This is a genomic window from Acidithiobacillus caldus ATCC 51756 (genome assembly GCF_000175575.2).
In the GTDB taxonomy this organism is placed as follows: domain Bacteria; phylum Pseudomonadota; class Gammaproteobacteria; order Acidithiobacillales; family Acidithiobacillaceae; genus Acidithiobacillus_A; species Acidithiobacillus_A caldus.
In genome coordinates this window covers 835,157-858,018 of record NZ_CP005986.1, presented here as the reverse complement: position 1 = coordinate 858,018, position 22,862 = coordinate 835,157, and the positions used below count along the sequence as shown (strand labels likewise).

The 22,862-nt window shown below is 63.4% G+C and carries 21 protein-coding genes; 13 read left to right on the top strand and 8 right to left on the bottom strand.

The genetic code is table 11. The features are described from left to right. The first annotated feature begins 15 nt into the window (after positions 1-15). Positions 16-1,356 carry an exodeoxyribonuclease VII large subunit gene (gene xseA, locus ACAty_RS04280; protein ID WP_004871148.1) on the top strand — a complete coding sequence of 447 codons (1,341 nt, stop codon included), beginning with the start codon at positions 16-18 and terminating at the stop codon, positions 1,354-1,356. After that, entirely contained in the window at positions 1,353-2,189 is an 837-nt protein-coding gene (locus ACAty_RS04275) for a hypothetical protein (protein ID WP_004871146.1), read from the top strand. The genes xseA and ACAty_RS04275 overlap by 4 nt, the downstream gene beginning before the upstream one ends. Positions 2,190-2,246: 57 nt before the next feature. Here ACAty_RS04275 and ACAty_RS04270 read toward each other — a convergent pair whose 3' ends face one another. After that, the gene (locus ACAty_RS04270; protein ID WP_038471661.1) at positions 2,247-2,486 is read right to left on the bottom strand and encodes a hypothetical protein; all 240 of its coding nucleotides are present in this window, start codon (positions 2,484-2,486) and stop codon (positions 2,247-2,249) included. A 114-nt stretch (positions 2,487-2,600) separates the two neighbouring features. Here ACAty_RS04270 and ACAty_RS04265 point away from each other — a divergent pair, with 114 nt between their 5' ends. From ACAty_RS04265 to ACAty_RS04225, 9 genes are all read left to right on the top strand, one after another. Continuing rightward, a complete protein-coding gene (locus ACAty_RS04265; protein WP_004867815.1) occupies positions 2,601-3,017 on the top strand; it encodes a rubrerythrin family protein in 417 nt (138 codons plus the stop codon). Positions 3,018-3,075: 58 nt separating this feature from the next. Continuing rightward, complete coding sequence (locus ACAty_RS04260) at positions 3,076-4,446, top strand: heterodisulfide reductase-related iron-sulfur binding cluster (RefSeq protein WP_004867817.1); 1,371 nt, start codon at positions 3,076-3,078, stop codon at positions 4,444-4,446. Positions 4,447-4,448: 2 nt separating this feature from the next. Continuing rightward, positions 4,449-5,030 (top strand): DUF3501 family protein, encoded by a 582-nt coding sequence (locus ACAty_RS04255; RefSeq protein ID WP_004867820.1) that lies wholly within the window; start codon positions 4,449-4,451, stop codon positions 5,028-5,030. A 13-nt stretch (positions 5,031-5,043) separates the two neighbouring features. Continuing rightward, positions 5,044-5,793 carry an SDR family NAD(P)-dependent oxidoreductase gene (locus tag ACAty_RS04250; RefSeq protein ID WP_014002516.1) on the top strand — a complete coding sequence of 250 codons (750 nt, stop codon included), beginning with the start codon at positions 5,044-5,046 and terminating at the stop codon, positions 5,791-5,793. Between the two features lie 81 nt (positions 5,794-5,874). After that, positions 5,875-7,713 (top strand): ABC transporter ATP-binding protein, encoded by a 1,839-nt coding sequence (locus ACAty_RS04245; RefSeq protein ID WP_004867826.1) that lies wholly within the window; start codon positions 5,875-5,877, stop codon positions 7,711-7,713. A 160-nt stretch (positions 7,714-7,873) separates the two neighbouring features. After that, positions 7,874-8,125 carry a hypothetical protein gene (locus ACAty_RS04240; RefSeq protein WP_004867830.1) on the top strand — a complete coding sequence of 84 codons (252 nt, stop codon included), beginning with the start codon at positions 7,874-7,876 and terminating at the stop codon, positions 8,123-8,125. Between the two features lie 120 nt (positions 8,126-8,245). After that, positions 8,246-8,542, top strand: coding sequence for a hypothetical protein (locus ACAty_RS04235; RefSeq protein ID WP_038471658.1), 297 nt, complete (start codon positions 8,246-8,248; stop codon positions 8,540-8,542). Further along, positions 8,542-8,958: a tetratricopeptide repeat protein gene (locus tag ACAty_RS04230; RefSeq protein WP_014002514.1), complete on the top strand. Its 417-nt coding sequence runs from the start codon at positions 8,542-8,544 to the stop codon at positions 8,956-8,958. Before ACAty_RS04235 ends, ACAty_RS04230 begins: the two co-directional genes overlap by 1 nt. A gap of 24 nt (positions 8,959-8,982) precedes the next feature. Next, complete coding sequence (locus tag ACAty_RS04225) at positions 8,983-9,258, top strand: superinfection immunity protein (protein WP_004867836.1); 276 nt, start codon at positions 8,983-8,985, stop codon at positions 9,256-9,258. Positions 9,259-9,328: 70 nt separating this feature from the next. Here ACAty_RS04225 and ACAty_RS04220 read toward each other — a convergent pair whose 3' ends face one another. Next, complete coding sequence (locus ACAty_RS04220; protein ID WP_226047682.1) at positions 9,329-10,009, bottom strand: hypothetical protein; 681 nt, start codon at positions 10,007-10,009, stop codon at positions 9,329-9,331. Positions 10,010-10,289: 280 nt separating this feature from the next. On the opposite strand from ACAty_RS04220, the gene ACAty_RS04215 reads away from it, so the two are divergent. Then, positions 10,290-12,509 (top strand): penicillin acylase family protein, encoded by a 2,220-nt coding sequence (locus tag ACAty_RS04215; protein ID WP_014002513.1) that lies wholly within the window; start codon positions 10,290-10,292, stop codon positions 12,507-12,509. Next, positions 12,506-14,083, top strand: a complete 1,578-nt coding sequence (locus ACAty_RS04210) for a GH3 family domain-containing protein (RefSeq protein ID WP_014002512.1) — start codon at positions 12,506-12,508, stop codon at positions 14,081-14,083. Before ACAty_RS04215 ends, ACAty_RS04210 begins: the two co-directional genes overlap by 4 nt. Here ACAty_RS04210 and ACAty_RS04205 read toward each other — a convergent pair. The 6 genes from ACAty_RS04205 to lpxB all read right to left on the bottom strand — a co-directional run bounded on the left by ACAty_RS04205 (position 14,075) and on the right by lpxB (position 22,861). Then, positions 14,075-15,166, bottom strand: a complete 1,092-nt coding sequence (locus tag ACAty_RS04205) for an oxidoreductase (RefSeq protein ID WP_004871133.1) — start codon at positions 15,164-15,166, stop codon at positions 14,075-14,077. The two genes, ACAty_RS04210 and ACAty_RS04205, sit on opposite strands and share 9 nt — an antisense overlap. 81 nt (positions 15,167-15,247) lie before the next feature. Next, positions 15,248-16,645 carry a tRNA lysidine(34) synthetase TilS gene (gene tilS / locus ACAty_RS04200; RefSeq protein WP_004871131.1) on the bottom strand — a complete coding sequence of 466 codons (1,398 nt, stop codon included), beginning with the start codon at positions 16,643-16,645 and terminating at the stop codon, positions 15,248-15,250. Positions 16,646-16,655: 10 nt separating this feature from the next. Next, positions 16,656-17,606, bottom strand: a complete 951-nt coding sequence (locus tag ACAty_RS04195) for an acetyl-CoA carboxylase carboxyltransferase subunit alpha (protein ID WP_004871129.1) — start codon at positions 17,604-17,606, stop codon at positions 16,656-16,658. A gap of 50 nt (positions 17,607-17,656) precedes the next feature. Next, entirely contained in the window at positions 17,657-21,157 is a 3,501-nt protein-coding gene (gene dnaE / locus ACAty_RS04190; RefSeq protein WP_004871127.1) for a DNA polymerase III subunit alpha, read from the bottom strand. Further along, positions 21,154-21,735 carry a ribonuclease HII gene (locus ACAty_RS04185; RefSeq protein ID WP_103415003.1) on the bottom strand — a complete coding sequence of 194 codons (582 nt, stop codon included), beginning with the start codon at positions 21,733-21,735 and terminating at the stop codon, positions 21,154-21,156. Before ACAty_RS04185 ends, dnaE begins: the two co-directional genes overlap by 4 nt. Beyond that, positions 21,728-22,861 (bottom strand): lipid-A-disaccharide synthase, encoded by a 1,134-nt coding sequence (gene lpxB / locus ACAty_RS04180; RefSeq protein ID WP_004871123.1) that lies wholly within the window; start codon positions 22,859-22,861, stop codon positions 21,728-21,730. Before lpxB ends, ACAty_RS04185 begins: the two co-directional genes overlap by 8 nt. Position 22,862: the final 1 nt, after the last annotated feature.

Here is a 22,862-nt window from a genome sequence, read left to right as displayed (position 1 = left end):
CTTGGAGGATCGAGCATGACGAATGAGGCGGAAATCCCGGCACTGAGCGTCAGCGAATTGAATCGCAGTGTGCGTGAGATTCTGGAGGGTAATTTTCCGCTGCTGCGCGTGACGGGTGAGATCTCCAATTTTGTGCAGCCGGCCTCGGGACACTGGTATTTTTCCCTCAAGGACGACCGGGCGCAGGTCCGTTGTGCCATGTTCCGGGCGCGCAATGCCCTGTGCCGCCTGCGCCCAAAAGACGGTCTCCAGGTGCAGGTGCTGGCCCAGCCCACCCTGTACGAGGGACGCGGGGATTTTCAGCTACTCATCGAAAGCCTCACGGCGGTGGGTGCAGGGGATCTCCAGGCACGCTTTGCCGCCCTGAAAGAAAAATTGGCGGCGGAGGGGCTCTTCGCCCCGGAACTCAAGCGTCCCTTGCCAGCCTGGCCGCGGCGCGTGGCGGTCATCAGTTCCGCCAGCGGCGCCGCCCTGCACGACATCCGGGTGACCCTTGCCCGACGCTGGCCAGTGCTGGAAATCGTCGTCTACCCGGTATTGGTCCAGGGCGATCAGGCTGCAGCCCAGATCTGTGCCGCACTGCAGCGCGCAGGGCAGCGGGCGCAGGAAGATCTCGTCATACTCGCCCGCGGCGGTGGTAGTGCGGAAGATCTGTGGTGTTTCAATGAGGAATCCGTCGCGCGCGCGATCCGGGCCTGTCCCCTGCCGGTGGTAACGGGTATCGGCCACGAGATCGACTTCACCATCGCCGACTTTGCTGCGGATCTCCGCGCACCGACGCCAACGGCTGCGGCGGAGGCGGCAAGCCCCGATGGCATAGAGATTCGCGACCGCATCGAGAAACTCAAACAACAGCTGACACGGGCCATGGTCCGGCGGCTGCGCGAGGAAACGCAGCGTCTGGATCACTTGCGCTTGCGTCTGCGTGACCCGCGCCAGGCCCTGGACCACGGGCAACACCGGCTTGCTGGCCTGCAACAGCGTTTGCGCCAAGCCGTGCGCCGACGCTTGTGGGAAGCACGCGAGCGGCTGGCAAATCTTGACCGTCGGCGGCGCAGCCACCACCCGCAACACCTCCTCTTGCAGGGCGAGCGCAACCTGCTGAACCAGCGTAAGGCCCTGGAGCGGGCCATGGGCCTGCGCCTGGAACACCAGCAGCAGCGCCTGCAGCAATTGCGCAACGCCCTGCAATTGCTGAATCCGGAGGCGGTGCTCCAGCGCGGTTTCTCCATTCTTCGAGATGGCGATGGCCAAATCGTGCGCGACAGTCGTAGCGTTGGCCTTGGGGCAGAACTGGACGCGACCCTGGCGCGGGGGAGACTGCGGCTGCAGGTACGTGGACGGTCGCCGGAGTGAGTGCCCTGTTGAAGCCCCAGCCCGTGGAGCCCGGATGGATCCGCCGTTGGTGGCGAGAATCCTGGGATCTCATGGCAAGCAGTCCTGCGGTCTTCCTTCTGCTCTTCGGCGCCCTTGCTGCCGTAAATACCGCCTGGCAACCGCTGTTGCTGGGCATACCCATCGCCTGTGTGGAAATGACCCTGATCTTTGCCATTACCATGGCAGTGCACAGCGGCGAGACGGGCCTGCTTCCGGTGCTGCGTCGCCTAGGTCATGTGCCCTGGTGGCCCTTGCTGCGTCTCATCCTGGATCTGGCCGTCCTGCTCCTGGTCCTCTTGCTGCTGATGCTGGCGCTGCGGCAGTATCTCGGGGCCATTCTGGCCCAGGATCACCTATCCACGGCAGCCAGCCTCCACCACCTGCATACCCCAGCCTGGGACGCCCTCCCCCTCTGGCTGCGGTCCCTCATCAGCAATAGCCTCGGGAATGCCCAAGTCCTCCTCGGTAACGTCTTCCTGCTGCTGTCGGTGGGCGTGGTGGTGGCAGGAATCACGCGCACGGGCTATATCGCCCTGCTGGCGGGTTTTCAGGCCGTGCTCATCAACGTTCGTGTCTGGCTTGGGTTTTTGTTGGCAAGCCTGGCCCTGCAGGGTTTGAGCCAGTTCCTGACGGCGCGCCTGCACACGGAGCCTGCGGCGCTCTTCATCGGCGTACTGGCCGTCGCACTGCTGCAGATGGTGGGTCTGTATGGCTGGTGCTTCCTGCGGGAGAGCTTCGGTCTGCCCGGACGCCAGGTACAAACGGTGAAAGCGCGCAACTGGCGCGCACAACTGCGCAGCGTTGGTGGCTAGTACCCGAGCGACGGCCCGGATTCACCCCGCGGACGGGTGTGATCGGCGGCGCGCAGGTCAGGAAAAGGCAATAAGGGCGGCCAGCAACATCCGCCCGGGTCCCACGGCGCGATATATCCCAAGGACGATGACCAGAACGGCCGTCAATCCCGCGAGCATCCACAAACTCGGCCCTGTGAGCACAAAAAACACCGTCGCCGTCACCCTGGGAATCGAGGTCATCGCCGTTTTGGGCACCCCACACGGGCACTGGGACTGACTGAAGCAGGCCGGAACGTCGTGGAACGTTCCGAGCATCAGACGACGGCTGGCACGGGGGTTCCATCTTCCTTGACGTCCGCTTATACACAGTCTAGACTCAGATCACCTGTGAAAACGGGGATGTCCCATCTGACCTATGGAGGAAACGCAATGGAACTCAAAGGCAGCAAGACGGCGGCCAACCTGGTAGAGGCCTTTCATGGCGAGTCCATGGCCAATCGACGCTATCTCTACTTTGCATCCAAGGCCGACGTGGAGGGATACAACGACGTCTCGGCCGTATTCCGCTCCACCGCCGAAGGCGAAACGGGCCACGCCTTTGGCCACCTGGAATACCTGGAGAAGGTCGGCGATCCTGCCACCAATGAGCCCTTTGGTGATACCCACGCCAACCTGAAGAGTGCGGTGGCCGGGGAGACCCACGAGTACAGCGACATGTATCCGGGCATGGCCAAGGTCGCGCGGGAAGAAGGCTTTGACGAGATTGCCGACTGGTTCGAGACCCTGGCAAAGGCGGAGCGCTCGCACGCCAATCGTTTCCAGAAGGCCCTCGACGAGTTGGGCTGATCCACACGTGCCCGCGGGCGCTGGCAACGGCGCTCGCACCGACCTATGGAGCACCACCATGGCTGCGGACCAATCCAACGCGAGCGCGAAGGCGCCGGCGGACAAGACGCCTTATCGCCATCCCATCCCCTGGCAGTCCGAGGAATTTTTCCAGCACGATAAACTGGATGCCGAGCTGGAACGGGTATTCGACATCTGCCACACCTGCCGCCGTTGCGTCAGCCTTTGTCAAGCCTTTCCCACCCTCTTCGATCTCATCGACAACTCGCCGACCCTGGAGTTGGATGGCGTCGACAAAAAAGATTTTTACAAGGTCGCTGAGCAGTGCTTCCTCTGCGATCTGTGCTTCATGACCAAATGCCCCTACGTCCCTCCTCACGAGTGGGAGGTGGACTTCCCGCATCTGATGCTGCGCGCCAAGGCCGTACACTATCGCGAGCACGGTGCCTCCCTGCGCGATCAGGCCCTTACCTCCACGGACCTGCTGGGCCATCTTGCCGGCATTCCTGTGGTATCGGCCACCATCAACCGCCTCAATCGGTCGCCCCGGGTACGCGCCAGCATGGAACAGGCCATCGGCATCGCCAAGGATGCGCCACTGCCGGACTTTGCCGAGGAGATTGCGCGTCCGCGACTCACCCAACTCCTGGCCGAAGACGGCGAGGTGGAGGTGCGCGCAGGTGAGCGGACCAGCGGTAAGGTTGCTCTCTTCACCACCTGCTACGGCGAGCACAACGACCCGACGATTGCCACCGACCTAGCCCGCGTCTATCGCCACAACGGTATTGCCCTGCGGCTGGTGGAGAAAGAGCGCTGCTGCGGCATGCCGAAACTGGAACTGGGCGATCTGGAGGCGGTGCGGCGGGCCAAGGAGGCCAATGTTCCGCAATTGCTGCGGTTGGTGGAGGACGGTTTCGACATCGTCGCCCCCATCCCCTCCTGTGTGCTCATGTTCAAGCAGGAATTGCCCCTGCTCTTTCCCGACGACGCCGATGTGCGGCGTGTCCAGAGTCGCATCTTCGACCCCATGGAATACCTGTCCCTGCGCCACAGGGAGGGCCTTCTGCGCACGGATTTCAAGCACAGCCTGGGCAGGGTGATGCACCACGCCGCCTGCCATCAGCGGGTACAGAACATCGGCGCCAAGGCCCGCGAGATCCTGAGTCTCATACCGGACACCGAAGTGGAGGTGATCGAGCGCTGTTCCGGCCACGATGGCACCTACACCGTCAAGGCCGAATTCCACGCCCATGCCTGCAAGATTGGACGTCCCATCGCCCGGCAGATGAAAGAAGCCGGCCCGGACCACTGGGGCAGCGACTGTCCGCTGGCCGCAGAACAGATTCGTGAACTCTGGGGAATGGACGAAGCACCACGGCCCAAGACTCCCTGGCGTATGTTGGCCTATGCTTACGGATTGGAGGACTGATCATGGAAAAGCTGCAACGTGCCGATCTCTGGAGCCTGGAGCACTACGCCGAAAAGCGCGCCGGATTTCGCCAGCAGGTCATGGAGCACAAGAGTCGGCGTCGCCTGCCCCTCGGCGAGCACGCCACCCTTTACTTCGAAGACCGCCTGAGCATCCAATACCAGGTGCAGGAGATGCTGCGTGTCGAGCGGATCTTCGAGCCGGCGGCCATCGAGGAGGAGTTGGCGGCCTACAATCCTTTGATTCCTGATGGCGACAACTGGAAGGCCACCTTCATGCTGGAATATCCGGATCGCGCAGAACGCCAGCAGCGCTGCCGCGAACTCGTCGGGATCGAGCACCGCGTTTGGGTGCAGATCGGTGAAGGTGAGCGCGTCTACGCCATTGCCGACGAAGACCTGTCGCGGGCGACGGAGGACAAAACCTCCGCTGTGCATTTTCTGCGTTTTCAGCTGAATGCCGAACAGAAACGCCAGGCCCTGGATGGCGCGCCCCTGCACTTTGGTGTCGACCATCCGCTGTACCAGACGCAGGTATTGCCGCCGGAGCCCGTGCGTCAGGCCCTGTGCGCAGATCTCCACTGAACCGGCAAGAGACATGACCACACCAGAACGCAAAACGGCTGTCGTGACCGGAGCTTCCTCAGGCTTTGGTGCGGCCATCGCCCAGGTGCTGCTACGGGAGGGCTACCAGGTGATCTGGGCAGCCCGGCGCAGGGAGCGTCTGGAGCAACTGGCCGCCCAGCACGGCGGCATCCCCAAGGTGCTGGATGTCGCCTCCAGCGCTTCCGTGGCGGAATTCGCGCGCAGCGTCCCGGGGCCGGTACACGTACTCGTCAACAATGCCGGTGGTGCCTTGGGCCTCGAGCCCATCACCGAATTCCGCGAGGAACACTGGGAGCAGATGTGGCAGAGCAACGTCCTCGGTCTTGCGCGAGTCACCAAGGCACTGTGGCCGCAACTGCGCGCTGCACCCTTGGCGACGGTCATCAACATCGGCTCCGTTGCCGGCTCCGAGACCTACCCCGGTGGTTCGGGATATACGGCCTGCAAACACGCCGTGCGCGCCATCAGCGAGACCATGCGCCTGGAATGGCTCGGTTTGCCCATTCGGGTGACGGAAATCGACCCGGGTCTGGCAGAGACGGAATTTTCGCTGGTGCGTTTTGCCGGCGACAGCGAACGGGCACGCGCCGTGTATGCTGGGCTCGAGCCCCTGCATGCCGAGGATATTGCCGAAGCCGTGCGCTGGATACTCTCCCTGCCGGCCCACGTCAATGTCGATCGCCTGGTGATCAAGCCGCGGGCGCAGGCGCGGGTGGACAAGATCTTCCGCGAGGATCACTGAACAGTGGCGCGGCGGGAACACCGCCGCCACGGCGCCGCAGGTGTCCCCGTGGCGCCGTCTACCGAGAGAGGTTAGGACGTCGTGGCTGCCAACCCCTGGCAACGACCCACCACCAAGAACTTTTCGGTTCTGCTGAAGCTCCTGCCTTTCCTGCGCGGTCGCTACGGACTCTTTGCCCTCTATCTGCTATCGCTCCTGCTGAGTGCTGCTGGGAGTCTCGCCTTGCCGCAAGGCGCTCGGTTCCTACTGGACCACGGCATCGTCCAGACCCGGATGCTGCTTATCGCCAGCATCGTCCTGTTCATTCTCGGCCTTTTTACCGTCACCGCGCGGGCCGCGCGCGAGGCCCTGGCCACCTGGATCGGCCAGGGTATCGTCGCCGATCTGCGGCAGCAGGTCTTTGCCCACGTCCTGCGGCTACCCGCGCCCTTCTACGAGAGCTTCCGTACCGGTGAGGTCATCTCCCGGCTCAGCAGCGACGTCACCATCCTGCGCTTTGGCCTTGCCGGTGTACTCGGCGGCGCCCTGCAAAGTGGTCTGACCCTGGTGGGTGCGTTGCTGCTGATGGTGACCACGCTTCCTCTCTTGGTGCTGCCGGGCTTCCTGATCCTGCCACCCCTGGTGTGGATCAATCTGCGTGCAGGCCGTCTGCAGCGGCATTACAGCCGGCTTGAACAGGATTACCTTGCCGACCTGTCGGCGCACACCGAAGAAAGTCTGAACGGTATCCGGGTGGTACAAGCCATGACCCAGGAGACGGCAGCGGAGGCGCGCTACCGCGCCGATATCGTCCATCTGTTGGAGCAGGTGCGGCGACGGATTCGCGTTCAGGTCGGCGCCAGCCTGGTCAGCGGCGCACTGATATTCGGTCTGCTCAGCGTCATGTTGTACTTGGGCGGCTGGCTGGTGGTGCACGGCCGCGCCCAAATGGGCATGCTTGCTGCCTTCCTCATCTACGCCCTCATGGCCACCTCGAGCCTGTCCACCCTGGGCAGCCTGTGGGGACAGTTGGGGCGCCTGGCTGGCGCTACGGAACGCCTCCTGGCCCTGCTGGACGAAACTCCCGAGGAGACCAGAGCCAGCGCCGTGGAGCCCCCCATTCCGGTCGCCGTCAGCCACAAGAATCCCCCTGCCAGTCTGCGCTTCGTCGACGTTTCCTTCCGCTATCCCAGTCGCCCCGACATCGCCGCACTGCACCACATCGACCTCGATGTCGCCCCGGGCGAGACCCTGGCCCTGGTGGGCGCCTCCGGAGCCGGCAAGAGCACGCTCTTCAGCCTGCTCCTGCGCCATTATCTACCCGAGACCGGACACATCCTGCTGGACGGCCAGGATCTGCGGGCCTTGCGCCTGCATGAGCTGCGTCGCCAGATCGCCATCGTCCCCCAACAGGCGGTGATTTTCTCCATGAGCATTGCCGACAATATCCGCATGGCCCGACCCGAGGCTACGGAAGCGGCCCTCCGCCGGGCGGTACAGGCGGCGCGGGTGGACGAGTTTGCCGAGCGACTCCCTCAGGGACTGCAGACCCACGTCGGCGAAAAAGGGGTGGCGCTTTCTGGCGGTCAGCGCCAGCGCATTGCCATCGCCCGCGCGCTTCTGCGCGATCCACGCATACTCATTCTGGATGAGGCCACCAGTGCCCTGGACGCGGAAAACGAGCGGCTCATACAGGAAGCGCTGGCGCTCTTGACTGCCGACCGTACCACCCTGGTGGCTGCACATCGCTTGGCGACCATCGTCCACGCCCATCGCATCGCCGTCCTGGATGCCGGGCATCTCATCGCCCTTGGCACACATAGGGAGCTCCTGCGCGAGTGTGAACCATACCGCCACTTCGCCGAGTTGCAAGGCTTGGGCTCTCATGGGGCACTGTCGCAAGCTCCCGACACGGAGGAATCAGGTTTTTACATCAGATAGGCGCATCCGCAGCGCCGACGTCGCCGGCACCCGACAAAAAATCACCACTCCAACCTTACGACCACCCCTATTATTCTATTAAAATCAATGTTCAAGGAAATTGGCACGATGTATGCTTAAGAAGGAGTGCTGTACCACACTTTCCATGAGGAGATGTATCATGTCCGTTAAAACTTCCGCTGTGGTTGTCGCCCTGATCTCGGTCTTTGCCGTGTCTTCCGCCTTCGCCGCCACCACCGCTCCCGCCAAGGAAACCGCCAAGGCTCCCGCCAAGTCCGAAATGCACAAGGCTCCGATGCACAAGGCCCCGATGAAGAAGAAGGTGGCGCACAAGGCCCCCATGCACAAGATGGCCGCCAAGAAGGTCGTGCACAAGCCCATGGTCAAGCACGCCGAAGCCAAGAAGAGCTGATCCTACAGGATCTGCGGAAAGGGCCTCCGGGCCCTTTTTTTATGTGCGAACCACAGCGATTTTTGATGGTCCTATCGGCGTGTATCCCTTCTTTTGGACAAAGGTATATCTGGTGGAGACATGATCCGTAGACTCAAAAAACAGAACGAACACCGCATGAGACGGACACGGGGCCACCTGGCGATGGTCGTCTCGCTTATTCTGGCGGCATTTTCGGCCGCCGCTGTTGCCGAAACGGGTTATATAGCCCATGCCAATGTTTCTACCTATGTCTGCCAGACGCGGAGTCAGGCACGTATGCAGGATATCAATCCCGACTACCTTGTGCCGGGCTGCTCGTTACGTGAAACTGCAGTGACGGACCAAGGTCGGACCACGATCCATCGGGGAACGGCACGGAACAAAATGGAGGACTGATGTTCAGAGTAAGCCGGAAGGCATTTTCCTGGGGCGTTGCGTGTTGCCTGCTTTGTGCACCGGAAGTCTGGGCCGCGCCCGCTGCCACCCCGGTGTCCCCTGGGGGGGGCACGCAACTGCAGCAGCTTCGGCGCAGCGCCCGTGAGGGGTACGCTCCGGCCCAGTATCGTCTGGGTCTCGACTATGCGGCCGGCAATGGAGTACCACAGAATCTTGCCAAAGCGATACATTGGTGGCGACGGGCGGCCAAGCATCTGAGTGCTCCGGCACAACTCGAACTCGGCGATGCCTACGCCCACGGCTGGGGGGTACCAAAAAATGCCGACTTGGCCGTCCATTACTGGAAAATGGCGGCGCGAGATGGTCATCGGAATACCGCTCGGCAGGCGGAAAAGCTCCTCGATGGGGCCGTCTGACTAGCCGCAGAGAAAAGGATAAACATGATACATTGGCTGTTCTATAGTCCTCAGGGCTTTGACGTCCTGTTGCTTCTGGGCACCGGTTTGGGGATCGTCATCTATCTGCTGCCAAGCCTCCTTTCCTGGGCTGCAGGAAGCCCCCGTTCTGGACTTATCGCCATGAACGTCTTGCTGGGATGGACCCTGGTATTCTGGTTGGTGGCTTTCATATGGGCAATTCGCCTCTGGGCGAACGGTCCGTCTGAACCGGAATCGGAGCGGCACACCGATCGTCGTCGTGAACCACGCCTGGGCTGATTGGCAAAAAAACTGCCGCATTCCTGCGGCAGAAGTAAAGGCTGTGGTTTACGCCGGGTAAATCCGGAGCTCAGAAGCTGTAACCGAGCCCAACATTTCCCTGGAGCAGATTGAAATCGCCGTGGTGCATATAGCGATCCCACTTGAAACCGGTGAAGGCGTACCAGGGTCCGGATACCTGGTAATCCGCCTGCATACCCAGTTGGAGCACGTTGGCGGAGCCGTTCGCACTGGTGAAGGCTTGACGATACCCACCATTGGTATAGCTGTACGTGGCAGACACTCCGGAGAGATACCCGACATTTCCCGTGACGGTCAGCGGGCCTTGGTGAAAGGCTGCATACCCTCCCCCGCCGATGGCGTTGTTGGTGTAGTGAAAGGCTCCGACCGGGTCATTCAGGGTAAAACGGGTGTACTGATAGGACAAGTAAGGACCAACGGCAAAATCTTCGTTCAAGGGTACAAGATAAGCGCCCTTGACATTGACTGCGTTGGTATCACCGCCAGAGGAATTCTGGAAGGCCGCTCCGAAATCGTGCCTATAATTGGCAGAAAACAGAAAGTTATCGCGATAAACGGAAGCGCGAAAACCGATACCGCCGGTCGTGCTGCCGCCATCGTTACTCACTCCCGTGACGTTTCCATAAACTCCGATACTGTTCAGTGTCTGAGATAAGGGTGTGGCCCATGCAGCACCAGAAACCAGAACGGCAAGGCTCGCAGAAACGCCCGCTGCAAGTAATCTCTTCATTACTGCCTCCTCTATTTCGTCTCGATATGCAGGAGTTTACCTGTGCCGACTTTGACCTCCTGAACTTGGCACGAGTTCCGTGACCAAAAAGGCATGCTGGCATTGACCATCGCTCCCAATAAGATCCGAAGTTTTCACAGGTTTTGATGATAATCGGGTTTTTTAGGCTGGATCCCGGGCAGCAATCGCAGTGAACCGGCACCCCTGTCCTTGCTCGTACACGGGACGACAGCTACCATGCCTTTCAAGAGCGCACGACACCCCGGGGGAAGGAGTCCCAATGGTTTGGCGACGTATGCCCTTTCTCGGCAGGAGAGAACCCATCGCCCTGGGGACCAGACTGGAGCGGTTTCCACGCCATGGTCTCCCTCTGCTGGCCGAGGTGGAGATCTTCTGGGATGAACATCAGATCCCCCAGATCTATGCCCAGAACGATGGGGATCTGGCCCTTGCCATCGGCCTCGTGCAATGCCATCTGCGGGAAACGCAGCTCTACCTCCTGCGTTACCTGGCCGAGGGTCGCCTGGGCGAACTCCTGGGCCCGCTGCTCACCCCTGTGGACGAACTCATCCGCTGCCTGGATCCCGGCCGGGCTGCCCCGGAGATCCTCGCCTTGCTGCCCGACCGCACCCGGCACTGGCTGGAGTCCTTCGTCACCGGCCTCAATGCCTACGCTGCGGCACAAGATCGGCGACCACCGGAGTTTCGCTGGCTGGGTTTACAACGTCGCCCCTGGGCGCCGCTGGACATCGTCCGCATGAGCCGGGTCATCGCGGCCGACGTCCACTGGCTGCTTTTCGGGCGTTTTCTGCGGCAGCGTCGACAAGCCCACTGGCAACGTCGTTGGCAGCGGCGCTTGCTGGCGGGATCCACGCATGGTGCCACGAATACGACCACCAGGGCCGAATTGGCCTCTCTTTTCACCGTAGCCCGGAGTGGCAGCAACGCGCTGGCCGTGACCGAGGGTGCGCAGGGCAGCACCTGGCTGGCCAGCGATCCGCACCTGGGTTTCGCCCTGCCCAATGCCTGGCTGCTCCTGGGTCTCCATGCCCCGGGCATGGACGCCGTCGGTCTTGCTCCCGTAGGTATCCCCTTCATCAGCATCGGTCGTAACCGAGATCTGGCCTGGGGCGGGACCAATCTGCGCTCCTTGAGCAGCGATCTCTTTGCCGTGAAGGACGACGATATCTGCGGGAAAGAACGCGTTCGCCTCAGCCGACGCTTCTTCCCCGCCAAAAACGTCTGGCGACGCTGGACTACTGTAGGGCCGCTGGTCAGCGACACCCGCCTCTGGCCCAAAGGCCAGGAGAAAGTGGCTCTCGCCTGGATGGGCCACCGTCCCAGCGATGAGTTCACGCCCCTGCTGGAACTGATGGAGGCCAAGGAGGCAGGGAGTCTGCGCCGGATCCTGGCGACCTGGTCCGTGCCCGGTCTCAATTTTCTGGCAGCGGATCGCCAAGGCGGCGTGGAGCACGTCTACGCGGCGACCCTGCCACGGCGCGCCAGTGCCTATCCCGACCTCCTGCGCGATCCAAGGGACCCACGGATGCGCTGGACGGCCAACCCGCACCAATGCCCCGACCGTGTGCGGGTGCAGCGCACCGAAGCGGGTGCTTTCTACTCCACCGTCATGGGCAGTCCGGCGGCGGCGGACATCGCGGTCTCGGCCAACGACGAGCCCGCCGGTGCCGACTTCATCGGGCTCTTTTTCAGCAATCCCGATCGGGCGGAGCGCCTGCGTCAACTGCTTCGCGACCGTCAGGGACCCCTCACCAAAGCGCAGCTCATGGCCTGGCAACGGGATGTCCACTCCTCCAGGGCGCGGGCGCTCGCGCAATTTCTGGCGGAACAGCTGAACGGTCTGCCGCGCGCGGACGACCTACGCCATGCTCTGCAACACTGGCCCGGGGATTATACCGTCGAAAGCCGCGGCGCCAGCGCTTTTGAGCTGCTCCTGGCAGCCACACTCCAAGAGCTTGGGCATGTGGATGGGATCTGGAAAGGGGAATCGGATTGGGGGGTCATCTGCCGTTTTTTCCCCGAGGATCTTCGCGCTCTGCCGTCCCGCCAACGGCGGCGACTCCTGACACGTGCTGTGGCGCTGGCTCAGCGCCGCTGGCATCGCCATCCCCGCTGGGGTGACCTACACCGAATGCACAGTGCTCACTGGCTGGCATCGCTGCCCCTTCTGGGCCGCCTTTTGCCTGGCCAGCAATGGCCCAGCGGTGGTTCCCGCGAGACGCTCATGAAGGTGGCACATGGGCTGGTACGCGGCCCGCACCGCGCCAGCTTTGGCGCCCAGGCCCGTTTCCTCTGTCGCCTAGAAGATATGGACGACAACCACTGCGTGCTCCTGGGTGGTCAAGACGGCTGGCTGGGTAGCGCGCAGTTTGCCGATCAGATCCCACACTGGCGCGAAGGACGTTATATACAGATGCCTCTGCGGCGTGAGACGGTCGTCCAGCGCTTCCCTCACCGCCTGGAACTGAAAGGCCAATGACTGAAGTGCCGGATAGGTTCTTTCGACACTACGCCCGGCGTCGGGCCCGTTACCTCGATGCCCTGGACCCGGTGCAATGCCAGCAGCATCTCCTGCTGCACCTCATAGGTCAAGCGCGTGCCTGCCGTTTTGCCGAGGACCACGACTTCGCGCGGATCCAGAGCGTGCGCGATTTTCAGTCCCGGGTTCCCCTGCGCGATTATGAGTCTTTCTGGCATAGCTATTGGGAACCCGAATTTCCGCGGATCCAGAACCAAACCTGGTCTGGCCGCATCCCTTTTTTCGCCCTGAGTTCCGGAACGAGCAGTGGGCGCAGCAAGTATCTGCCCTTGAGTTGGACGATGCTGCGGGCCCAGCGGCGCGCCGCATTGGATACCTTGGTGTGGCATCAGCGCGCGTGCCCTTGGGCGCGGCCAATGCGTGGCCGCTTCTTTTTCTTGGGGGGAAGCACGGATCTGCGCTCCCTCGCTCCCGGCATCCGGGCTGGGGATCTGAGCGGCATCGCCGCCGCCACCCTACCCCGGTGGGCCCGCCCCTTTGTCTATCCGCCCCGACGGCTGGCCTTGCTTGGCGACTGGGAAGCAAAGCTCCGCATCCTCGCGGCGGATAGTCCTGGCCACGACATTCGTCGTTTGGCCGGGACGCCGAGCTGGCTCCTGCTCCTCCTCCGGGCGGTCGCCGCCCAGGTCGGCAACCCGCCTTTCCCAAGGCTTGAGCTGCTCCTGCACGGCGGCGTGCCCTTCGCCCCCTACCGGCCTTTGTTCGCCCCTTTCCTCACGGGCACCCGGGCCGAACTGCGGGAGGTCTACGCCGCCAGTGAAGCCTTCATCGCCAGCGCCGACGGCGAGCCCGAAGCAGGCCTGCGCCTGCACCTGCAACATGGCGCTTTTTTTGAATTCGTGCCCGTCGCGGAACTCGGTCGGGAACGGCCGCGTCGGCACTGGCTGCGGGATTGCGTCAGCGGCGAGGATTACGCTTTAGTCCTCACGACCGCCGCCGGCCTGTGGTCCTACCTCATCGGCGACGTCGTCCGCGTCCTCACGCGGCGACCGCCGCGCATTCACATCGTCGGACGCCTGCAGGATTACCTCTCGGTCTTCGGCGAGCATCTCCATCCCGAGGAGTTGGCTGCGGCCGTTGCGCGCGCCGCCGCCACAGGCGGCATGCCCGTCGCCGAGTGGATGGTCGGGCCGTCCTTCGCCGAGGACCGACCTGGCCTTGGTCATCACGTTTTTTTGCTGGAGTCCGCCGCTCCCTTGCCGCCTTCGGCCGAACTTCGGCCACGCCTCGAGCTCATGACGAAAACCCTCGACGAGGAACTGCGCCGGCGCAATGCCGATTACGACGAGCACCGTGCCCTGCAACTCACCCCTCCCGAGCTGCACGTCCTCGCCCCGGGGAGTTTCGCCCACTGGCTCAAGACCGAAGGCCGGCTGGGCGGCCAGAACAAAGTGCCTCGGGTGGTGCCGGACCCGCAGCGTTTTGCCCAAATTTGGGAGCGTCTCTCCAAGGGAGAGAGCCTTTGCGCCGCAGCGCCAACGGGACCGACGGCCGGAACCGAACCTTCACGGTAGAGGTTCCTTGGTATAGGCGATGTTCGCTTCCTCGGAGCGATAGGGGCGCAGCGCTTTGCGCGCTTGGATGTCCTGCACCCAGTGGGGATTGAGCAGCAAAGACTTTCCCGAAAGGACCATATCGGCATCGGCCAGGGCCGCTTCCGCCGTATCGCGATCGTAAATCTGCCCGCAAATGAAGATGGGTTTTTTCGTCGCCGTGCGGGTCAGCTGGGCCATGTTCATGCCGCTGCCAAAGGCCTCATCGGAAAAGCGGTAGGTGGATACCGAGATGGCGTCGATGGGCAAGGCATCGATGTGGGCGATGAGCGCTTTCCATTCCTCGGCATCGGCAAAAAGGGAGACGTCCATATCCACAACACCCCAATTGGAGATACGGAACAATAGCAACTTATCCTGAGGCACCCAGGGACGCACGGCTTCGACCACTTCGCGGGCGTAACGGAAACGCTGGTCGAGGGAGCCGCCGTAAGCGTCCTCCCGCCGATTGCTATAGCTCGACAAGAATTGGCTGATGAGGTAGCCGTGGGCGCCGTGAATTTCTACCCCATCGAAACCCGCCGCCATGGCCCCTTTGACGGTCTCGACGAAGCCTTGGATGCTGTGCTGGATGTCGTAGGCGGACATGGCGTCGGGGATGGGATAGGGCGCCTGGGTCAAAGGATTGTTCTGGCGCGGCGCGATGGCGCTGGGGGCGATGGTGCGCTGGGCGGGGTTGACCTCCGGCCAGGCCACCCGTCCGCAGTGAAAAATCTGCAGGATGGAGACACTGCCGGCGGCGCGGATGCGCTCGTTGACCGTGGCCCAGGCATTGATCTGCCGTTGGGTGAGAAGACGCGCCTGCCCCGGATAGCCCTGGGCGCTCTCGTAATCGCTGACGATGGCCTCCGTCGTAATGAGAGCCACCCCGTTTTCCGCCCGCCGCACCAAAAAATCCAGCACGTCCTGGCGCGGAATGCTGTCTTTTTCCGCGGACATGCGGGTCATGGGGGCAAGACCGATGCGGTTGCGCAAGCGAAAAGCCCCCAACTGCCAGGGGGCGAAAAGATCCTTTTGTGTCGGTTCCGAGGCCTTGTCTTGCACGATTCTGCTCCTTGTTGGGATGAAAACCACCGTTTTCTAAGATACCATACGGTCGGTATGAACCCAAGGTCAAGGCATGCTTCATCGCACTCCGAGACCCGGTTCCTCGAACTTCAGGGAAAAATCCCATTGGTCATTCGGCTTCGGCCAGAGCCGCAGGGGCCCATCCGCCGTTTCGCCCAGACCTTTGTCGCGGGGGAACCCCAGCATCAGCAACAGACGATCCCGAGCATCCCAAAGCAGGGGCAGTTGCGGTCTGAGAAAGGGTGGAACGCCCGCCTCCAACAACAGTTTCTTGAGGGGACGATGGTGTCCCGCCGCGTCCACATAGCGCATGCCCGGCTGCGGACGCTCCCAGCGCAGCGGTCGCGCAAGCACGGCGGGGTCCAGCCGATGCAGGCGCGTCGCCGCGGGCGCCTCTCCCCCAAAACTCCAGGCAAACCCCGAGCCGACACCTTCCGGTGCTTGCGGCCACCAGGTGCCCTGGGGACCGCCTTCGCCCCAGTGGAGGTCTGCTGGCCACAGCCACAGCCAGCCTCCCTGCACCCAGGCCTCCACTCCCGGCCAGGCTAGACGCTGACCGTGGGCAGGTTGCGCCGTGCGCGCCAGCAGGGTCTGCAAATCTTCGTGATTGGGGGGCGACAAGCGACGATGGCGCAGGTACTGGCGCAAAAACACGCGGTGCAGCGACTCCGGCAGCGTCCGCAAAAAAGCCAGGGAGAGGCGCGGCTCAGCCCCTTTCTCCGGGCATGCTCGGCAGTAATCCCGCCACATCCGGCGAAACCAGTCCGCTTCTACCTGGAGCGTATCGGCAAGATTGGCGGCACTGCGGGCGATGGGCGTGGCCGGATCGGACCAACCGCAACGGACCAAGGCCGGTATGAATTGCCGCCGCACCCGACTGCGGGCAAAGCGCGGATCGCGGTTGGCCGGATCCTCGATCCACTGCAGTCCACGGCGGTGCAGATAGCCCTGCAAGGTCTGCCCGGAGCAATCCAGCAAGGGTCGCGCCAGTACGCCCGAACCCAGAGGTCGGCGCCAGGGCATGGCGGCGAGACCGGCGGCGCCGGCGCCGCGTAGGGCTTGTAGGAGAAAGGTCTCGGCCTGATCGTCGCGATGCTGGGCCGTGAGCAGGAATTGTCCTGGCCCAAGGAGGCTCTGCAGGGCGGCATATCTACCGCGCCGGGCCACGTCCTCGGGCCCCTCACCACAGAGATCCTTGCCCAGCTGGCGCAGGACGAAGGGAACGCCGGCGGACGCCGCCACCTCAGCACAGCGCGCTGCCCATTCTGCACTTCGGGGATGCCAGCCATGATCCACGTGGGCCGCCACGAAATCCTGACCAATGGCGTGTAAAGCCCAGAAGAGTGCCGTGGAATCGCGACCGCCACTGAAAGCGAGGATCACCGGCCTTGTCGGCGCAAGGCCCCACTCGAGCCACAGCCGGCGGCGCAACCGCGCCTCGATGTCGTCCCTCACACACCCCCGCTCAAGCGGCGCCCACCACCCCATAGTGCATGAGGCGCTCATAGCGATTACTGAGGAGCTTGCCCTTGTCCAGCGCCAGCAGCTGGTTGAGGTGAATCTCCAGCCGTTGATCCAGCTCCTGGAAGACGGCCTCGGGATCGCGCTGGGCACCCCCCAGGGGCTCCGGTACCACTTCATCCACAAGGCCCAGACTGTAAAGCCTGCGCGCGGTGATACCCAGATTCTCAGCCGCTGTCTCCGCCTGCGCCGCATCTTTCCAGAGGATGGACGCGCAGCCCTCGGGGGAGATCACGGAGTACACGCTGTACTCCAGCATCAACAGGCGGTCACCGACGCCGATGGCGAGGGCACCACCGGATCCGCCTTCACCAATGACCGTGGACAGGATGGGAACGCCAAGGTCCGACATCACGGCCAGGTTGCGGGCGATGGCTTCACTCTGGCCACGTTCTTCGGCGCCGATGCCGGGGTAGGCGCCGGGGGTGTCGATGAAGGTGAACAGCGGCAATTGAAAGCGCTCGGCCAAACGCATGAGGCGCAGTGCCTTGCGGTACCCTTCGGGGCGCGGCATACCAAAGTTGCGCTGGATTTTCTCTTTGGTGTCGCGGCCTTTCTGCTGGCCGATCCAGACGATTCCGCGTCCGTGGAAACGGGCAAGGCCACCGACGATGGCGTGGTCGTCGGCATAGGCACGATCGCCAGCCAGAAGCTGCACCTCCGTAAAGAGTGCCCGCACGTAATCCAGGGTGTAGGGCCGTTGCGGGTGTCGTGCCACCTGAACGGTCTGCCAGGCACTCAGTTTACTGTAGATGCGCTGCAATTCCTTGCGCGCCTTCAGCTCGAGACGACGGATATCCTCCTCGATACCCGGCTGATTCAGGGCGCGCAGTTCTTCCACCTTGCCTTCCAGCTCTGCCACGCTCTGCTCGAAATCCAGGTAACCGGTCTTCATGGACACTCCTTCATGGGCTTTGGTGTTCTGTCACAGGGCCCTGCGCATGCTCACGCCGGGTGCCGCCGCAGGACACGGCTGCTTTCCAGGGAGACGACATTGTCCACCAGCTTGGTCAGGGGCGCAAAACGCCAGCGCCAGGCAGCGGCTGGCGCGAACTGCGCAAGGCGGGCAAGGACCTCATCGGAGGCCATGATCTGCCAGCGATCGTCCGGTTCCAGCAGCACCTCGACGCCATCGGCTAGGGGCAGCCACAGGCGTAAACGCAGTGAACCTCCCGGGGTATCCAGGCAGGAGGCCAACTGGGCAGCACGGGTCCCCTCCAGTAAGCGACACTCCAGGGTTTCTGCCAGCAATGTGCGTGCTTGATCCAGGGCGAGCAAGCGCTGCGCCGTCAAGCGCAGGCCGCCGGAGTAGCTGTCTTCGGCGATTTCACCCAACACCAGTAAGGGGGCATCGCCCTCGCCCCGATACTCGGCGCGCTGCCAGGTCTCGGCAAAGACCACGACGTCGCAGCGCCCCACTTCGTCTTCGAGGGTGAGGAAGTAGATACGATCGCCACGCTTGCTGCGGGTACTGCGCCGTCCGACGACGATCCCTGCTACCAGCACAAGACCGCTGCCGGCGGTCAAGCCCCCCAGATCCTGGGCACCCATGGCCGCCAACTGCGGTCGATGTTCCAGCAACGGGTGACCGCTGAGATAAAAACCCAGCGTCTCCCGCTCCCGCTGTAGGCGCTCTATCCCGGTCCAGGCGGGTGCCTCGCGCCACGGGGGAGCCGAGGGCTGCTCTTCTGCCGCACCCAGCAGTGAGATCTGTTGGCTGTCGCGGGCTGCGCGGGTCTGGGCAGCGGCCTCGAGAAAAGCATCCAGGGAAGCCAGGAGGCATTCGCGCGATGGTCCGAGATCATCCAGGGCACCGGCCTTGATGAGGGCTTCCAGGGCACGGCGATTGAGACGCTGCAGGTCGACGCGGCAGAGAAAATCGTAAAAGTCCCGAAACGGGCCGTCGGCCTCCCGTGCAGCGATAATGGCCTGCACCGCACCGCGGCCAAGCCCCTTGATGGCGCCGAGTCCGAAACGGATACCTTCGGCCACGGGCAAGAACTCCAGGGCGCTGTGCTGCACCGAGGGGGACAGAATGGCCAGTCCCATGCGTCGGCACTCACCAATCATGGCAACGATCTTGTCGGTGTGATCCATGTCGGCGGTGAGTACCGCCGCCATGAAGTGACTAGGGTAGTGCGCCTTGAGGTAGGCCGTCTGGTAGGACACCAGGGCGTAGGCCGCCGAGTGCGACTTGTTGAAGCCGTATTCGGCAAATTTCTCCATGAGATCGAAGATGGCACCGGCCTGATGGGAGTCGATACCGCGTCGCGCAGCGCCCTGCAGGAAGATTTCCCGCTGCTTGGCCATCTCCTCGGGTTTCTTCTTACCCATGGCACGGCGCAGGATGTCGGCACCGCCCAAGGAGTATCCGGCGAGAATCTGGGCGGCTTGCATGACCTGTTCCTGATACACCATGACGCCGTAGGTCTCCGCCAGAACCGGCTTGAGGTCGGGGTGGGGGTAGCTCACGGCCGCGCGTCCGTGTTTGCGCGCAATGAAATCGTCCACCATGCCCGATTGCAGGGGACCTGGACGAAAGAGGGCCACCAAGGCGACGATATCGCCGAAATTGTCGGGCTGCAGCCTGCGCAGCAGATCGCGCATGCCGGAGGATTCCAGCTGGAAGACGGCCACGGTGTGGGTCGACTTCAGCAAGGCAAACGTTGCCGGGTCATCCAGTGGGATCTTCTGCAGGTCCAGGGCTGCCTTGCCTTCCGCCGCTCGGGCCCGGTTGATGCCCTTTACTGCGATGTCGAGGATGGTGAGGGTACGTAGGCCGAGGAAGTCGAATTTGACGAGACCCATCTTCTCCACATCGTCCTTGTCCAGCTGGGTGACGTTACCGCTGCCCTCCGTCGCGTCGCTGAACAGGGGTAGGCGATCCGCCAACGGCTCCGGGCCGATGACCACGCCACCGGCGTGGGTGGATGCGTGGCGCGGCCGCCCCTCGAGTCGCAGAGCGATGTCCAGGAGCTCACGCACGTCGTCCTCTTCCGTCTGCCGCCGGCGCAACTCCTCCGACTCCTCCAGAGCACGCGCAAGGGTCATGCCCAGATCTCCCGGTACGAGCTTTGCCAACTGATCGACGAAACCATAGGGGAGATTCAGCACCCGACCGACATCGCGGACGACGGCGCGCGCCTTCAGGGTGCCGAAGGTGATGATCTGCCCGACCCGGTCCCGCCCATATTTATCGGCGACGTACTGGATCACCCGGTCGCGCTGCTCCATGCAGAAATCGACGTCGAAATCCGGCATGGAGACCCGTTCGACATTGAGAAAGCGCTCGAAAAGAAGGCCATAGGCGATGGGGTCGAGATCGGTGATGCGCAGGGCATAGGCCACCAACGATCCGGCACCGGAGCCGCGTCCGGGACCCACGGGAACATCGTGATCCTTGGCCCACTGGATGAAATCCGCGACGATGAGGAAGTAACCGGGGAAGCCCATCTGGCGGATGACGTCCACTTCCCGCAGCAGACGCTCGCGGTAGGGCGTCGCCGCCGCACCATCGATACCCAGAGCCTCCAGCCGTTCCGCGAGGCCCTGCTCGGCGGCCTTCTGGAAGTAGACGTCGATAGGACTGCCATCGGGAGTGGGATAATCCGGCAAGGCGTACCGACCCAGGGTAAGCTCCACAGTACAGCGTTTGGCAATTTCCACGGTCTGCAGACAGGCCTCGGGCAGATCTCGGAAACGCTCCAGCATCTCGGCCGGCGAGGCCAGACGATGCTCGGGATTGAAACGTCGCGGACGACGCTCGTCATCCAGGGTATAGCCGGCCGCAATGCACTGGCGGGCATCGAAGGCCTTGAAATCTTCGGCGTCGAGAAAGTGGGCGTTGTTGGTGGCCACCACCGGGAGATCCAGTGCATAGGCCAGATCCACCGTCGCCGCCAGCAACGCCTCCTGCCCTGGCTCGCCATTGCGTTGCAGTTCCAGATAGAAGGCCTCCGGGAACCACTGGGCATAGCGCTCGGCCCATTGGCGCGCCACGTCTGGCTGATGCTGGAGCAGGGCCCTGCCGACATCGCCTCGGGCAGCGGCGGACAACGCGATGAGGCCTTCCGTGTGCCCCTGCAGCCAGTCGTGCTGCAGCTGCGGTCGACCGTGCCGCAGGCCCTCCAGATAGCCCCGACTGAGCAGCCGGCTGAGATTGCGAAAGCCAGTGCGATCGCGGCAGAGTAAGACCAGGCTGCTGGGATCTTCCGGCTGATCCGGCGGGCAGAGCCACACCTCGCTGCCGATGATGGCCTTGACTCCGGCCTCCCGCGCCGCCTGATAGAATTTCACCAATGCGAACAGATTGCCGTGATCGGTGACGGCAATGGCCGGCATACCCCAGTCTACGCAACGGCGAATCAGCGCCTTGATGGGGATGATGCCATCCTCCAGAGAATACTCGGAGTGTACGTGCAGATGAACGAAACCCGTAGTGCTCATGCGCTCCTCGTCCGTGCCGCCACCGGCGCAAAGCCGCGTCGATGAATGAGACTTGGACCCAGCCGTTGCAGCGCCGCCAGATGCAGGGGAGTGGGATAGCCGCGGTGTTGGCCAAAAGCATAGCCCGGAAGGTGCCGATCCAGGGCGTCCATCTCGGCATCGCGTGCCGTTTTCGCCAGAATACTGGCCGCCGCGATGGCGTCTAGGCGGCTATCTCCACGCACCAGAGTCTCGGCCTGCCAGTGCGGCAGGGCTCGATTACCGTCCACCGCCACCCGCCAGGGCCCCGGCGGCAAGGCCCGCAGAGCCCGATCCATGGCCCGCAGGGTAGCCTGCAAGACATTATACCGCTCTATCTCCCAGCTGCCCGCCGAAGCGATGGCCCAGGCCCAAGCCTCGGCACGAATTTTTTGAGAGAGTACCGCGCGCCGCAGAGGGCTGAGTTTCTTAGAGTCCGCCAGGCCAGGCAGCGGCCGCGCCAGGATCACCGCCGCCACCGTCACAGGCCCTGCTAGAGGACCCCGCCCCGCCTCATCGAGACCGACCCAGCCGCGACCACGGTGTTCCAGCTCAGGCACGTCCCCCCCCCAGTACCGCCTCGAGGGCGGCGGCAATGGCCGCATCGTCGTCGCCACGCAGTTTTTCCGGAAGCGCCTCCAGTGCCGCGCATTGCGCGCGACCCGCCGGACCCAGCAGCCGCTCCAGTGCTTCGGCCACGATCTTTGGCTGGAAGGCATCCTGGAGATACTCCGGATAGATTTTTTGCTGGAGCAGGATGTTGGGCATGGCCACAAAGGGCACCCGTACCAGACGTCGCGCCAGCCAGAAGGTGACGGGCTGCATGGCGTAGACGACCACGGCCGGGCGCCGCATGAGTGCCGTTTCCAGGGTTGCCGTACCCGATGCCACCAGCACCACATCGGCGGCGGCCAACAACAACAGACTCTGGGCCAGCACCAGGCGAATGCCGCGCTCCTCACCCAGGGCAGACTGCCACAGTGGCAGGAGATCCTCGCGCGCCAAGGCTACGGCCACCTCCAGCTGGGGAAGCCGCTCGCGCAGACACTGTGCCGTCTCCACCATACCTCGCGCCAGACGCCGCAGCTCCGTTGGCCGGCTGCCGGGAAGCAGGGCCAAAAGCGGCACATCGGCGGCAATGCCCAGGGCGGCCCGCGCCGCTTCCCGGCTGGGCGCCGCCTGGCACTGGGCGAGCAGCGGGTGCGGCAGCACCTGCACGGGAATACCGGCCTCGGCATAGAGCGGGCGCTCGAAGGGAAAGAGCACCAACATCCGATCGATCCTCTCCCGCATCTTGGCAATGCGTCCCGCCCGCCAGGCCCAGATCTGCGGACCCACCACGTAGAGCACCGCGATACCCAAGGATTTTGCCAGGCGCGCCACGCGCAGATTGAAGGCAGGATGATCGATGAGCACCACGGCCTGCGGTCGTTCCTGACGCAGTACCGCCTCGATGCGCGCATACAGCCTGCGCAGGGCGGCATAGTGACGCAACACTTCCACGAACCCCATGACCCCCAACACCTCACCGTCGGCCACGGAGCGTACGCCCGCCGCCTGCAGTCGCGCTCCCACCACCCCGTACCAATGCAGGCCAAGTCCCGCTGCTTGCGTGCGGCGGAGGATGTCGAGTCCCAGATTTTCCCCCGAGCGCTCCACCGCTATCAGGAAAACCGAGTTTCCCATC

What these genes read in the sequence shown, in the direction of transcription:
- ACAty_RS04250 (WP_014002516.1), top strand. Translation starts at nt 5,044, where the DNA reads ATGACCACACCAGAACGCAAAACGGCTGTCGTGACCGGAGCTTCCTCA.
- ACAty_RS04215 (WP_014002513.1), top strand. Translation starts at nt 10,290, where the DNA reads ATGGTTTGGCGACGTATGCCCTTTCTCGGCAGGAGAGAACCCATCGCC.
- ACAty_RS04195 (WP_004871129.1), bottom strand. Translation starts at nt 17,606, where the DNA reads ATGAAGACCGGTTACCTGGATTTCGAGCAGAGCGTGGCAGAGCTGGAA.
- ACAty_RS04210 (WP_014002512.1), top strand. Translation starts at nt 12,506, where the DNA reads ATGACTGAAGTGCCGGATAGGTTCTTTCGACACTACGCCCGGCGTCGG.
- ACAty_RS04220 (WP_226047682.1), bottom strand. Translation starts at nt 10,009, where the DNA reads ATGAAGAGATTACTTGCAGCGGGCGTTTCTGCGAGCCTTGCCGTTCTG.
- ACAty_RS04255 (WP_004867820.1), top strand. Translation starts at nt 4,449, where the DNA reads ATGGAAAAGCTGCAACGTGCCGATCTCTGGAGCCTGGAGCACTACGCC.
- ACAty_RS04235 (WP_038471658.1), top strand. Translation starts at nt 8,246, where the DNA reads ATGATCCGTAGACTCAAAAAACAGAACGAACACCGCATGAGACGGACA.
- ACAty_RS04260 (WP_004867817.1), top strand. Translation starts at nt 3,076, where the DNA reads ATGGCTGCGGACCAATCCAACGCGAGCGCGAAGGCGCCGGCGGACAAG.
- ACAty_RS04270 (WP_038471661.1), bottom strand. Translation starts at nt 2,486, where the DNA reads ATGCTCGGAACGTTCCACGACGTTCCGGCCTGCTTCAGTCAGTCCCAG.
- ACAty_RS04265 (WP_004867815.1), top strand. Translation starts at nt 2,601, where the DNA reads ATGGAACTCAAAGGCAGCAAGACGGCGGCCAACCTGGTAGAGGCCTTT.
- ACAty_RS04225 (WP_004867836.1), top strand. Translation starts at nt 8,983, where the DNA reads ATGATACATTGGCTGTTCTATAGTCCTCAGGGCTTTGACGTCCTGTTG.
- ACAty_RS04230 (WP_014002514.1), top strand. Translation starts at nt 8,542, where the DNA reads ATGTTCAGAGTAAGCCGGAAGGCATTTTCCTGGGGCGTTGCGTGTTGC.
- ACAty_RS04240 (WP_004867830.1), top strand. Translation starts at nt 7,874, where the DNA reads ATGTCCGTTAAAACTTCCGCTGTGGTTGTCGCCCTGATCTCGGTCTTT.
- xseA (WP_004871148.1), top strand. Translation starts at nt 16, where the DNA reads ATGACGAATGAGGCGGAAATCCCGGCACTGAGCGTCAGCGAATTGAAT.
- lpxB (WP_004871123.1), bottom strand. Translation starts at nt 22,861, where the DNA reads ATGGGAAACTCGGTTTTCCTGATAGCGGTGGAGCGCTCGGGGGAAAAT.
- dnaE (WP_004871127.1), bottom strand. Translation starts at nt 21,157, where the DNA reads ATGAGCACTACGGGTTTCGTTCATCTGCACGTACACTCCGAGTATTCT.